Consider the following 12,118-nt stretch of genomic DNA (forward strand, 5'->3'; position numbering starts at 1 on the left):
AGTCCACCGAGAGTGCGGACGAGTCCGAACCAGATAGCTGTGTGCAGAGATTTGGAGGATAGGACATGACCGAAGGTTGGGGGCGTATGGACAGCCCCTTCGACGACATTTTCGCGAGGTTCTTCGGATCGGGGTTGTCATCCCAACCCCCGGTTCAACGCGTCGATCTGGGACGGCTGCTCAACGATGACGCTCGGCGTCTGATCGGCACCGCGCGGAACGCGGCGAACGAGTGGGGCAACACCGAGATCACCCCCGAGCACCTCCTGTACGCCGCGGCGCAGAACGATCCGACCCGCGGCGTGCTCAGCAGCATCAACCTGGATCCGGACGAGTTGGCCGCCAAGATGGCCGCGCATCTGGACAAGCACGGTGCGCCGAAGACCACCTCCGAATCTCCGAGCCTGAGTCCGGCCGCGAAACTGGCGCTGCGGACCGCGCAGCAACAGGCCAGCGAGTCCGGCAGTAGCTTCATCGGGCCCGAACACATCCTCATCGGTATCGCGGCCAACTCAGAGAGCCCCGCCGGCAAGGCGCTGCTCGGCGCCACCATCGAGGGTGAGAAGACGTCGGCACCACCCAGTTCGACGCCGACCCTCGACGAGTACGGCCGCGACCTCACAGCCGAGGCGCGCGCCGGCAACATCGACCCGGTCGTCGGCCGCGCCAACGAGGTGGAGCAGACCATCGAGATCCTGTCCCGCCGCCGCAAGAACAATCCGGTCCTCATCGGCGACCCCGGCGTCGGCAAGACCGCGATCGTCGAGGGCCTCGCGCAGCGCATCGTCAACGGGGACGTGCCGTCGACGCTGACCGACCGTCGCGTCGTCGCGCTCGACGTCGGCTCCCTCGTCGCGGGCACCAAGTATCGCGGCGAGTTCGAGGAGCGGCTGACGAAGATCCTCGACGAGGTCAAGGCCCACTCGGACGAACTGGTGCTGTTCATCGACGAACTGCACACGATCGTCGGCGCCGGTGCGGGCGGCGAGGGCGCGATGGACGCCGGCAATCTGCTCAAGCCGGCGCTGGCCCGCGGCGAACTGCACGCGATCGGCGCCACCACGATCGACGAATACCGCAAACACATCGAGAAGGACGCTGCCCTCGAGCGCCGCTTCCAGCCGGTGCTGATCGCGGAGCCGTCCGTCGACGACACGATCGAGATCCTGCGCGGGCTCGTCGACAGCTACGAGGCGCACCACCAGGTGCACTACACCGACGAGGCACTGGTTGCGGCGGCCGAGTTGTCCGACCGGTACATCACCGACCGGTTCATGCCGGACAAGGCGATCGATCTCGTCGACCAGGCCGGCGCCCGCGTCCGGCTGCGCACCCGCACGCCCGACTTCGACACCCGCGCCGCGGAAGAGGAACTGTCGCGGCTCAAGCGGGAGAAGGACTCCGCCGTGGGGCAGGAGGACTACGAGCGCGCCAACGACCTCAAGCGGCAGATCACCGAGGCGGAGGAACGGCTCGGCGAGACGGGCGAGGAGAGCACACCCGAGGTGACCGTTCTCGACATCGCACACGTCGTGTCGCGGCAGACGGGAATCCCGGTGGCGGACTTGACCGCCGAGGAACGCGAACGCCTCATGAAACTCGAGGACGTACTGCACCAGCGAGTGATCGGGCAGGCGGAGGCCGTCACCGCGGTGGCCGAAGCGGTCCGGCGGTCGCGGGCGGGACTGTCCGACCCCAATCGGCCCATCGGCTCGTTCATGTTCCTCGGCCCCACCGGCGTCGGCAAGACCGAGACGGCGAAAGCTTTGGCGGAGGCCGTGTTCGGTGACGAGGACCGGATGATCCGGTTCGACATGAGCGAGTTCCAGGAGAAGCACACCGTCTCGCGGCTCGTCGGCGCTCCACCCGGCTACGTCGGCTACGAGGAGGCGGGGCAGCTCACCGACAAGGTGCGGCGGCAGCCGTACTCGGTGGTGCTGTTCGACGAGGTCGAGAAGGCGCACCCGGACGTGTTCAACGTGCTGCTGCAACTCCTCGACGACGGGCGCGTCACCGATGCGCAGGGCCGGACGGTCGACTTCAAGAACACCATCGTGATCCTCACCAGCAACATCGGCTCCGACCTCATCCTCGGCGCCCAGAGCGAGGACATCGACGACCTGGTGCCGACGCTCATGGAGCGGCTGCACGCCCACTTCCGGCCCGAGTTCCTCAACCGGATCGACGAGACCATCGTCTTCCACCGCCTCGACCAGACGGAGCTGCGGCAGATCATCGAGCTGATCCTCGACGGCACCCGCCGCCAGCTCCACGCCCAGAACGTCGAGCTGGACATCACCGAGGAGGCCGTCGACTGGCTCGCCGAGAAGGGCTACCAGCCGGAGTTCGGGGCGCGGCCGCTACGCCGGACCATCCAGAAGGAACTCGACAACCGGCTCGCCGGGCTGCTGCTGTCGGGCGAGCTCGAGCCGAAGGACATCGTCCGGGTGTCGGCGAACGGCGGCCTCGAACTCGGCGTCGTGCATCCCGGCAAGGGTGAGGGTTCGCTGCCTTCGGACCCCGAGCCGAGCGAGCCGGAGAAGGCGTCGTCCGACACCTGATCGCCCATCGGCGTGGAGGCGCTCGGCCGGATCACCCGACCGGGCGCCTCGTCACGTGGGCCGGGACCCGAACACGAGATTGAGAACGCCCGACAGCAATACCCCACCGCCGAGGTAACCGATGAACGCCGGGGAGAAGATCTCCGGCTGGTTCCAGTGGAGCGCCATCCACACGGCGCCGAACGCGACGGCCGCCGCGCCGAGCACGATCGCGGCGATCTGCACGGTGCGCCCTCGCTGTCCGATGATCGCGGTGACCACCACGGACAGACCGGCGAAGATGCACGCGAAGACGGAGGCGATGAACCACGGATCCGAGTCGAACGGCACCGAGGCCAGCGCAGAGACGATGCCGGCCCCGAAGATCGCGAATTCCGGCCACGGTCTACGCAGCACTGACGTGTCGACCAACGCGACCCCCTCCCCGCCCCGGCATGGTCGCAACGCTATCCGAACCGGGGCGCCAGATCCTTCTCGAACCAGTGGGTGGCGTAGGCGTTGTCGTTGTAGGCCGGAATGCGCCGGTAGCCGGACCGCTCGTAGAGAGCGACGGCCTGCGTGAGCGCGGCGTTGGTGTCGAGTCGGACCAGACGAGCGCCGTGGTCGACCGCGCGAGCCTCGAGGTCGTCGAGCAGTCGGCGCGCGAGACCGAGGCCGCGCGCATCCGGCGACACCCACATGCGTTTGATCTCCGCGACACCGTCGTGCAGTTTGACGGCGCCGCAGCCGATCGGAGCGCCACGCAGGTCTGCGATCAGGACGGCGCCGTTGGGCGCGCGCAGTTCGTCGCCGTCGGCAGGCGTGCTCGCGGCCGGGTCGAATCCCAGATCGAGTCGCTCGTCGAGTTCGTCGAAGTAGCGGCCGAAGCAGAAGCGGACCGCCTCCGAGTCGGGGTCGGCCACGGTGATGCCGACGGCGGCGGCATCGAGCAGTCGCGTCACGGCGCCCATCGCGGCGAGCAGTTCGCCGCGCTGGCGGTCGGGCAGCGCGCCGAGGATCCGCTCGGCCCGGTCCTGCGACGCCTTCTCCAAGGCGTCGTACTCGGCGCGGCCGGCGGCGGTCAGCGTCACCACCCGCCCGCGGCCGTCGTCCGGGTCCGACTCGATCCGCAGGACCCCGGCGGCGGCGAGCACGGCGAGCAGGCGACTGGCGTAACCGGAATCGAGGTCGAACCTGGCGCGCAGATCACGCACCCGGACGGTGTCGTGGCCGACCTCCCAGAGGATCCGGGCCTGCGAGTACGGGCGCGGCAGATCCAGATAGCGGTCGTGCAGCACCCCCAACTGCTCGGTGATGTCCATGTTGAACGAACGCAGTGCCGCGGTGTCCTTCGGTAGGTCCCTCATTTATCTGACTTTAGTCAGATAAATGAACGCCGACCACTCCACGACGACGCCGAGCGAACCGGGCGGGCGGCGTGACGCGGCCACGTCGGAGGACTCGAGTAACGTGCTCCTGGTATTTGTGCGTGAGGAAGGGTGCCGTGACGTCGACCGGGAACATGGTGGGGCTGTTCGCCGGCATCGGCGGGGTGGAGTTGGGGCTACGCAGCCACGGCTGGGAAACCGAGCTGTTGTGCGAGATCGACCCCGGCGCCCAGCAGGTGCTGCGCACCCGGTTCGCGGACGTCGAACTGCACGGTGACGTCACCCGACTGCGCTCGCTGCCGCAGGCCACCGAGCTGGTGGCCGCGGGTTTCCCGTGCCAGGACCTGTCGCAGGCCGGACGCACCGCCGGCATCACCGGCGCGCGTTCGGGCCTGGTCGACGAGGTGTTCCGGCTGGTCAAGCGCAAGAAGGGCCCGCGCTGGCTGCTCATCGAGAACGTCCCGTTCATGCTGCAACTCAGCCGCGGCGCCGCGATGCGGCACATCACCGACGCGCTCGAGGACCTCGGCTACACGTGGGCGTACCGGGTGGTGGACGCCCGCGCGTTCGGACTGCCGCAGCGGCGTCAGCGCGTGCTGATGCTCGCGTCGCGCACCGACGACCCCCGCGAGGTGCTGTTCGGGCAGGATGCGGGCGCCCCGGACGCGGGAGATCCGTCGCAGTACCCGTGCGGCTTCTACTGGACCGAGGGCATCCGCGGGCTCGGGTGGGCCGTCAACGCGGTGCCCACACTCAAGGGCGGCTCGACGGTCGGCATCGCTTCCCCGCCCGCAGTTCGGCTGCCGTCGGGCGAGATCGTCACGCCCGGCCTGATCGACGCCGAGCGACTGCAGGGCTTCGACCCCGACTGGACGGCCCCCGCCACGCAGCTCAAGGGCATCCGCAACGGGCACCGCTGGCGCCTGGTCGGCAACGCCGTGAGCGTGCGGATGGCCGAGTGGGTGGGCGGACGCCTCGCCGACCTGCGCCCCTACAGCCCGGACCACGAGACCCCACTCAGGCCGGGCGACGCGTGGCCCAGCGCCGCGTGGGGCCATAACCGCCAGGCGTTCCGAGTACACGAGTCACACTGGCCGGTGCAGCACCCGTACGAGGACCTCAGCGGGTTCCTCGAGCACTCGCAACTGCTGTCCGCGCGGGCCACCGCCGGGTTCCTCAAGCGGGCCCGCACCGGCAGCCTGCGGTTCGTGCCCGGCTTCCTGGACGACATCGAGAGCCACCTCGACCGGATGGGCGGCTACCCGGAAGCGGTGGCCTGAACCCGGTGCGAGGATGGTGGCGATGCCGCCCACCGATCCCCTGACCAGTGCCCGGATGCGGGCGCAGCGCCGACGCGACACCGCGCCGGAGGTGGCGCTGCGCCGCGAACTGCACCGCCGTGGGGCGCGATTCTTCGTCGACCGGGCACCGCTGCGCGGACTGCGGCGCCGCGCCGATCTCGTCTTCCCCCGCAAGCGCGTCGCCGTCTACGTCGACGGCTGTTTCTGGCACAGCTGCCCGCAGCACGCGACCGCCCCCAAGAACAACGCCCAGTGGTGGGCGGACAAGTTGGCCGCCAACGTCATTCGCGACCGCGACACCGACACCCGGCTCGAGGCGGCGGGCTGGACCGTCGTCCGGATCTGGGAACACGAGGATCCGACGGAAGCCGCAGATCGGGTGCAAACGGCCCTGTCCCACACGTGATCGGTCTCGAATCGGCCGCGAAACCACCGTGGCCGTCGGCTTTTTCTTAGGCTCTTCGACATGAGGATCCTCGTCGCGGGCGCCGGGGGCGTCGTCGGACTGCCACTGACCCGGGAACTGATCGCGCAGGGCCACGAGGTGGTGGGCACCTCGCGCAACCCCGACACGCGTCCCGAATTGCGCGACGCGGGCGCCACCGTCTTGCGTCTGGACGCCTTCGACGCCGCCTCGGTCGATCATGCCGTCGCCGAGGCCCGCCCCGACGCCGTCATCCACCAACTCACCGATCTGTCCGCGGTCGACCTCGAGGCGAACGCCGCCCTGCGCACCGTCGGTACTCGCAACCTCGTCGACGCGATGCGCCGCTACGGCGTCGACCGGCTCGTCACCCAGAGCATCGCCTGGTTGTATGCCGACGGGGAGGGCCTCGCCGACGAAACCGTGCCGCTGATGACGCCGGACGGGCCGGTAGCGCGAACCGTCGAGGGAGTGGTGGCGATGGAGCACGCGTCCGCGGAGATCCCCAACCACGTGATCCTGCGCTACGGAAAGCTGTACGGACCGGGCACGTGGTACTCCCCCGACGGCGACTTCGGCCGCGCCGCCCGCGACGGCGTGTTCGCCGGCAATGGGGTCGAGAGCTTCCTGCACATCACCGACACCGTCGCACCCACCGTCGCCGCGCTCTCCTGGCCGTCCGGGATCGTGAACGTCGTCGACGACGAGCCCGCCGGGCCGGACACCTGGGTGCCGACCTTCTGCCGCTGGGTGGGCGCCCAGGTTCCGACCGGGCTCGGCCCGGGCAACGGCCGGGGGGCGTCGAATGCGAAGGCCCGCAACCTCGGCTGGGTACCGCAATACGCGTCGTGGCGGATAGGAATGTCCGGCTGACGGTTCCGCGGTCGGCGTCCGGCTGCGGTCATCCGAGGGATCGCAGATAGACGAGCGTCGCCTGTACCCGCCGGTCGCCGTCCTCCAACGGCAGCTTCGAGAAGATGGATCCGATGTGCTTGCGCACCGCGGCCTCGGACACCGTCAACCGTTGCGCGATGCCGGAGTTCGTGTGCCCCTCCGCGACCAGTGCGAGCACCTCCCGCTCGCGGGGCGTGAGGGCTGCGAGCGGCCCCCGGCTCCTGGTCGCCTTCACGAGCGCGCGCACGACGTCCGGGTCGATGATCGCCTCACCACGAGCCACCCGGGCAACCGCTTCGAGGAACTGGCGAACGTGCCCGACACGTTCCTTCAGGAGATACCCGACGCCGCCCTCTGCAGCGTCACCGAGCAGCTCGTCCAGATACGCCACCGAGACATACTGCGAAAGAACGACAATGGGTAGTTTCGGCTGCAACTTCCGGATCGCGGCCGCTGCCCTCAGTCCGTCGTCCGTATTGGTGGGGGGCATCCGGACATCAGTGACGACGACGTCCGGCCCGTACGCCTCCCACGCATGCAGGAGCGTCGGCGCATCGCCCACTGCTGCGCACACGTCGTGTCCGGCAGAGGCGAGCACACTCTCCACTCCCGCCCTCAGCAGCGGGCTGTCCTCCGCGAGAACTATTCGTAGCGGCCGTTCCGTCGATGTCACACCGGGCACTCCATTCGGACGACCGTCGGACCTCCGACGGGACTTGTCACAGTGAGGATTCCGTCGAGAGCTCCGAGCCGTCCACGCAGTCTGTCGAGGCCGCCGCCTGCGGTGAACTGCGCACCTCCACCCCCGTCGTCGGTGACGCTCAACAGCCATGTGTTCGCGACCCGATCACCACGGACGGCGACGTGCCGTGCCCCGGCATGCCGAACGGCATTCGTCAGCGCCTCGGAGACAAGGACGTACGACATGTGTTCGACGGGTGGCGGTAGCCGCTGATCGGCCGCACCGTCGAGTTCCACGTCGACGTCGAGGGGGATGTCGGCGACCAGATCCACCAGGGCGGGGGCGAGGCCGCGTTCGATCAGCGCCCGCGGCGAGTACCCGAGCAGCACGGCCCGCAGCTCCGCGAGGGTCTCGTCCACCTGTCGGTGCGCGTCGGCGGCGAGACGGCCGGCGGGTCCGTCGGAATCGGCCGCCTCGGCCAGTCCGAGGCTCATCGACAGAGCGACCAGCCGATGCTGAACCCTGTCGTGCAGCTCCGACTCGAGCAGAGCACGCTCGGAACCCTCGGCATCGAGGAGTTCGGACCGGCTCGTCTCGAGGCGAGCCGCCTCCCGACGCCAGGGGTCGGCGTCGAACGTGAGGAGCCGCCGGGCCACCCCGGACTCGGCCATACCCCAGGCCCCGACCCCGAACGACAAGAGCATCGCGATCACCAACCCCGCCAGCGCCAGTCCCCAAGCACCCGAACTTGTTTCGATGGTCCAGGATCCGAGTTCGAAGTAGTCGTCGCGGACGACGACAGGCGCGGCGAGCAGAATGCCGACGACGGCGACGCCGAAGACCGCGAGGAGTCCGGCGAGACCGCCGGAGATGGCTGCAACCAGGACGTAGGCGACGTGCCGGGCAGTGGGCAGCCGCTGTTCGTCCGCGGACGCCCGCACGTCGGATTCCACGCGCATCGCAAGGGCCGGGTCGATCAGCCGCAACCGTGCACAGTGCGCACGCAGCATCGGTTCCCACAGCGCCGTCCGCAGTCGACGCGTGAGCCCCAGCAGCAGGATCGGGACGACGCCGATCACGGCGACACACGAGAGGACACCGGCGACGACGAGGCACGTGAGAGAGCGCCACGGCCACTGGGTGACGAGGTACCGGGGGCCGGACCGCACGGCCTCCGACACACTCCCCGTCACAGCTCCACCCCCGGCTTCCGGCGCTCACGCATCATCGACGCCCCGACGATGCAGGCGACGACCGGAACGTAGGCAGCGCACATGAGGAGAGTAACGGCACTCGCGTGACCGCCCGAGCCGACGAGACGCTCGAGACCCACTGCCACCACGAGGTTGCTGCCGCCGTGCAGGATCGCGGACGGCCACACCGATCCGCTACGGCTCCACAGCCAACCGATCACGAACTCCAGCAGCACCGACAGCGGAATCCACAGCAGCATCGCGATCACGGCGTCGGTTGCCGTACCCCCGGCGCCGAAGTACCCCACCCAGGGCAACGGCCAGTGCCACACACCCCAGATCAACCCGGTCGCGAAGGTGGTTGCAACCGGCCTGCCCGGCACGAGCCGATCCCTCAGGTACGCGGTCCAACCGAATTCCTCTCCCCAGAACACGGGCGCGGCCGCCACCGGCACGACCAGTGCGAACGCCACGAAGGCCAGATCGTCTCCACCGAACCGCCACCCGGCGACGTCCCACACCCCCGTTGCCGCCGCCAGCGCCGACGCGATCCCGAGAAGCCCGATCGGCAGCAGCGCGGCGATCACGTAGGAGGACCACGCGGCGGAGACTCGCGGCCTCAGCCCCGCGTCGGCGAACCCCTCGCGAGTGATCCAGCGGCGCGTGACGATCGCGGCGAGAGCGGGCACGAAGGCAGCGGTGAGCAACTGGACGATCGGGTCGTCGAGCGAGGACCCGGCCGTCCACACGATCGCCCACGGTATCCAGGACGCCCCGAAGGCGAGGACGAGGAACCAGACGATTCCGCGGCGGCGCAGCGACTCGTCGCGGGCGGTTACCGGCTCGGGAACAGATGGCGCAGTAGTCATACCTCCACTTCACGGCGACGAACACCGAAATGCTGTAGCCCACGAGACCGTCTCGAGGTAGCGCACGCGCTACCTAAACGCCGAAGCGGCGGCGCAACCGCCGGTGTCGGTGGGCGAACAAGCCGCGCACCACGACCCCCAGGACGGGCGTCAGGAACGGCAGTCGAGCTTCGAGAGTGACACGATCGCGCACCACGGTGCGGCCGGCACCGGCGGGAGTCAGGCTCCGCTCGTGCTCCCAGCGCCGCATGGTCAACATCGTCGATCTCTCGTGGAAGCGCTGCCCCGGAACCAATTCCGCGATGGTGAGCGCGTCGTACTCGAAGGGCAGGACACCGAACAGACGCAACCACGCTCGGCCCAGCGGGACGCCGATCGGCACGGTCGCGATGGTGACGGGCCCGAGTCGACGGGGAATGCTCATCGTCATCCAGGGACGCAACTCGTCGTTGATGCCCTCGGGAGTCACCACGCGCGCCCACACACGATCGGCGGACGCCGCGACGACCGACTCCCTCTCGATGATCATGCCCTCATGATGCCCCACCGTGCGAGTCCGAACCGACGCCTCCGGCGACGCCTGACAGCGTCCGCGACGGCCCGGTTTCTCGGTACCATCGGTAACGGACTCACCGCTGCGGGACACCGGGGCGGCGCCCCTCGTCCAGGGAGATGATCCGCGTGGATCGATCGTCGGTGCCGACTGAGATCTCGACGCGCGCCACGGTGCCGCGGCTGGAAAGACTCCGCAGTCCGGAAGGAGCAGCACATGAACTCCGAAGTCCCCCAACCACCGCCGGATCCCGCTGACTTCGACGCCCTCTATCGGGGCGATTTCGACGCCCTCAGCCGGAATCGGCAGCCGCCCGGTACCGAGCAGCTTCCCGGCTTCCGATTCGACCGGGTTCCCTGGGACATCGGGGAGGCGCAACCGGTGGTGCGCGCACTCGAGGCCGACGGCCAGATCTCCGACGAGGTTCTCGATATCGGCTGCGGCCCAGGAGAAAACGCGATATTTCTCGCAGACCGCGGATACCGGGTGTGCGGCCTCGACGCCGCACCCGCTGCGATCGACATCGCGCGCGGTCGCGCACGGCAGCGTGGACTGGACGAACGGGTGGAGTTCGCGGTAGCCGACGCCACCGACCTGAGCGACTATGCCGACCGGTTCACCACCGTCGTGGACAGCGCCCTCTATCACTGTTTCCCCGAGGAGCAGCGCCTCCGGTACGTCACCTCGCTGCACGGCGCCTGTCGTCCGGCGGCCCGACTGCATCTGGTGTGCTTCTCCGACCGGGTACCGGACGACTTCCCCGGCCCCTTCCGCATCAGCGAGGCTGACGTACGGGACACCCTCACCGAGGCAGGGTGGGACATTCACCGACTGGAGAGATCCACCTACACGACCGCAATGACCCGCGCCGATATGGAGAACCAGGACTCTGCGCCGCTGGCTGCCGCGGCGGCCGGACTCGACCACGACGACCGCGGTCGCCTCCTCGCCCCGGCGTGGCTGCTGACAGCCGAACGTCGTTGAGCGCCATGCGCACCGTGGCGCTGGAGTTGGTGCCACCTGAAATCGAGTGCGGCGAGACCGACGCCGCACGGACATCCACGGCTGCGGCCGAACACTGCGACCGACACGGGCTGACCGACCGGATCGGCCATGTCATGATCCCGGGCATCGTCCCGGAGGATGCGAACAGACCGGTCGCGCTCGCACCGAGACTGGACGCTCTCGACTTCTGGGAGGTCGTCCGGGAGTCGTTTCACGGCGTGTCGGGTCTCTGCGCGCAGGTGACCGTGTTCGACGACGAGCAGCACCTGTCCGAGCGGGTGCGCCGCCTGCGGGCCGCCGGTATCGACGGCATCACGTTCGTCGGAAAACCGCACGGTGTGCCGGCCGCCGACGCGGCGGGAATCACGCCGGAGGATGCGGTCGCGATGTTCCGGGACGCGGTACCGCACCGGGGCATCGTCCTCATCCCCACTCGCCGAGGTGAGCTCGACCGATTCGCCGGAAAGTGCGAGCGGGGAGCGACGTTCGCGCTGACGCAGTTGCTGTACTCCGATCGGATCGTGAACTTTCTCCGCTCGTTCGCTGCCCGGACCGACCACCGTCCGGAGATCCTGCTGTCGTTCGGCTTCGTTCCGGGTATCGAGGCGCGGACCCGGCTGATCGACTGGCTCGTCCACGACGACGGCAACGACGACGTTGCGCAGGAGCAGGCGTTCGTCGCGCACCTCGCGGCGAGCTCACCTCGGCAGCGCCGCGGCGCCCTCGTAGACCTGTACCGGCGAATCGTCGACGGCGTCGGCGAACTCGGCTTTCCGATGAGCGTGAATCTGGAATCGCCGTACGGACTTTCGGACGGTGCGTGCGAGACCTTCGCCGCGATGCTCGACTACTGGTCACCGCGTCCCGCGACGGCGACGTCGTGAGTAGTGACAGGCTCGACCTCGGGGACGCCCGTGCGCATCTGGCGTCGCAGCCGTTCAGTGTGCTGCTGGGCGCGCGACTCGTCTCCTTCGACGAGCACGGCGCCGTCCTCGAGGTAGATGCTCGACCGGACCTGCTGCAACAGAACGGCTTCTTCCACGGCGGTGTGTTGTCCTTTGCCGCCGACAACTGTCTCACCTACGCGGCCGGCACGGTGCTCGGCCCCGGGGTCCTCACCGGCGGGATGACCATCGAGTACATGCGACCCGCGCAGGGCACCGTGCTTCCCGTGGCTCCCTGAACCGGATCTCCCCCGGCAGCAACACTGATCAGCGCGTGTTTCCCGAGGAAACGTGGCGCTGGACGGCCCGCGCGATGATTTTTCCC

The 12,118-nt window shown here is 69.0% G+C and carries 12 protein-coding genes and 1 pseudogene; 7 read left to right on the plus strand and 6 right to left on the minus strand.

Annotated features, from left to right (window positions below; genetic code table 11):
• Positions 1 to 65: 65 nt before the first annotated feature.
• Positions 66 to 2,561, plus strand: coding sequence for an ATP-dependent Clp protease ATP-binding subunit (locus C8K36_RS19670; protein ID WP_107986208.1), 2,496 nt, complete (start codon positions 66 to 68; stop codon positions 2,559 to 2,561).
• A 51-nt stretch (positions 2,562 to 2,612) separates the two neighbouring features.
• Here C8K36_RS19670 and C8K36_RS19675 read toward each other — a convergent pair whose 3' ends face one another.
• Both C8K36_RS19675 and C8K36_RS19680 read right to left on the minus strand, forming a co-directional pair.
• Positions 2,613 to 2,972 (minus strand): hypothetical protein, encoded by a 360-nt coding sequence (locus C8K36_RS19675; protein WP_146176508.1) that lies wholly within the window; start codon positions 2,970 to 2,972, stop codon positions 2,613 to 2,615.
• A gap of 35 nt (positions 2,973 to 3,007) precedes the next feature.
• Complete coding sequence (locus C8K36_RS19680) at positions 3,008 to 3,907, minus strand: helix-turn-helix domain-containing GNAT family N-acetyltransferase (protein WP_107986210.1); 900 nt, start codon at positions 3,905 to 3,907, stop codon at positions 3,008 to 3,010.
• Between the two features lie 155 nt (positions 3,908 to 4,062).
• On the opposite strand from C8K36_RS19680, the gene C8K36_RS19685 reads away from it, so the two are divergent.
• From C8K36_RS19685 to C8K36_RS19695, 3 genes are read left to right on the plus strand one after another with little or no spacing between them, the layout of a single operon-like run.
• Positions 4,063 to 5,208 carry a DNA (cytosine-5-)-methyltransferase gene (locus tag C8K36_RS19685; RefSeq protein ID WP_181319647.1) on the plus strand — a complete coding sequence of 382 codons (1,146 nt, stop codon included), beginning with the start codon at positions 4,063 to 4,065 and terminating at the stop codon, positions 5,206 to 5,208.
• A 22-nt stretch (positions 5,209 to 5,230) separates the two neighbouring features.
• Complete coding sequence (locus C8K36_RS19690) at positions 5,231 to 5,635, plus strand: very short patch repair endonuclease (protein WP_107986305.1); 405 nt, start codon at positions 5,231 to 5,233, stop codon at positions 5,633 to 5,635.
• A gap of 60 nt (positions 5,636 to 5,695) precedes the next feature.
• Complete coding sequence (locus C8K36_RS19695) at positions 5,696 to 6,526, plus strand: NAD-dependent epimerase/dehydratase family protein (protein ID WP_107986211.1); 831 nt, start codon at positions 5,696 to 5,698, stop codon at positions 6,524 to 6,526.
• A gap of 28 nt (positions 6,527 to 6,554) precedes the next feature.
• On the opposite strand, the gene C8K36_RS19700 is transcribed toward C8K36_RS19695, so the two are convergent.
• From C8K36_RS19700 to C8K36_RS19715, 4 genes are all read right to left on the minus strand, one after another.
• Complete coding sequence (locus C8K36_RS19700; protein WP_107986306.1) at positions 6,555 to 7,220, minus strand: response regulator transcription factor; 666 nt, start codon at positions 7,218 to 7,220, stop codon at positions 6,555 to 6,557.
• A complete protein-coding gene (locus tag C8K36_RS19705) occupies positions 7,217 to 8,422 on the minus strand; it encodes a sensor histidine kinase (RefSeq protein ID WP_107986212.1) in 1,206 nt (401 codons plus the stop codon). Before C8K36_RS19705 ends, C8K36_RS19700 begins: the two co-directional genes overlap by 4 nt.
• Positions 8,419 to 9,291, minus strand: coding sequence for a CPBP family intramembrane glutamic endopeptidase (locus C8K36_RS19710; protein WP_107986213.1), 873 nt, complete (start codon positions 9,289 to 9,291; stop codon positions 8,419 to 8,421). Before C8K36_RS19710 ends, C8K36_RS19705 begins: the two co-directional genes overlap by 4 nt.
• Before the next feature lie 73 nt (positions 9,292 to 9,364).
• The gene (locus C8K36_RS19715) at positions 9,365 to 9,820 is read right to left on the minus strand and encodes a hypothetical protein (protein ID WP_107986214.1); all 456 of its coding nucleotides are present in this window, start codon (positions 9,818 to 9,820) and stop codon (positions 9,365 to 9,367) included.
• 240 nt (positions 9,821 to 10,060) lie between these two features.
• Between C8K36_RS19715 and C8K36_RS19720 the strand changes: the two genes are divergently transcribed.
• From C8K36_RS19720 to C8K36_RS19730, 3 genes and pseudogenes are all read left to right on the plus strand, one after another.
• Complete coding sequence (locus C8K36_RS19720) at positions 10,061 to 10,828, plus strand: SAM-dependent methyltransferase (RefSeq protein WP_107986215.1); 768 nt, start codon at positions 10,061 to 10,063, stop codon at positions 10,826 to 10,828.
• 5 nt (positions 10,829 to 10,833) lie between these two features.
• On the plus strand, positions 10,834 to 11,733 hold the full coding sequence (locus C8K36_RS19725; RefSeq protein ID WP_107986216.1) for a mycobacterial-type methylenetetrahydrofolate reductase: 900 nt from the start codon (positions 10,834 to 10,836) through the stop codon (positions 11,731 to 11,733).
• A pseudogene (locus C8K36_RS19730) lies at positions 11,730 to 12,017 on the plus strand (PaaI family thioesterase); the annotation flags it as partial. The gene C8K36_RS19725 and the pseudogene C8K36_RS19730, both read left to right, overlap by 4 nt.
• Between the last annotated feature and the right edge of the window lie 101 nt (positions 12,018 to 12,118).

This window comes from Rhodococcus sp. OK519 (assembly GCF_003051005.1).
Lineage (GTDB): Bacteria > Actinomycetota > Actinomycetes > Mycobacteriales > Mycobacteriaceae > Prescottella.

Excerpts from the sequence above, each read along its gene's own strand:
- C8K36_RS19670 (WP_107986208.1), top strand. The coding sequence starts at position 66 with ATGACCGAAGGTTGGGGGCGTATGGACAGCCCCTTCGACGACATTTTC.
- C8K36_RS19680 (WP_107986210.1), bottom strand. The coding sequence starts at position 3,907 with ATGAGGGACCTACCGAAGGACACCGCGGCACTGCGTTCGTTCAACATG.
- C8K36_RS19685 (WP_181319647.1), top strand. The coding sequence starts at position 4,063 with ATGGTGGGGCTGTTCGCCGGCATCGGCGGGGTGGAGTTGGGGCTACGC.
- C8K36_RS19690 (WP_107986305.1), top strand. The coding sequence starts at position 5,231 with ATGCCGCCCACCGATCCCCTGACCAGTGCCCGGATGCGGGCGCAGCGC.
- C8K36_RS19695 (WP_107986211.1), top strand. The coding sequence starts at position 5,696 with ATGAGGATCCTCGTCGCGGGCGCCGGGGGCGTCGTCGGACTGCCACTG.
- C8K36_RS19710 (WP_107986213.1), bottom strand. The coding sequence starts at position 9,291 with ATGACTACTGCGCCATCTGTTCCCGAGCCGGTAACCGCCCGCGACGAG.
- C8K36_RS19715 (WP_107986214.1), bottom strand. The coding sequence starts at position 9,820 with ATGATCATCGAGAGGGAGTCGGTCGTCGCGGCGTCCGCCGATCGTGTG.
- C8K36_RS19720 (WP_107986215.1), top strand. The coding sequence starts at position 10,061 with ATGAACTCCGAAGTCCCCCAACCACCGCCGGATCCCGCTGACTTCGAC.
- C8K36_RS19725 (WP_107986216.1), top strand. The coding sequence starts at position 10,834 with ATGCGCACCGTGGCGCTGGAGTTGGTGCCACCTGAAATCGAGTGCGGC.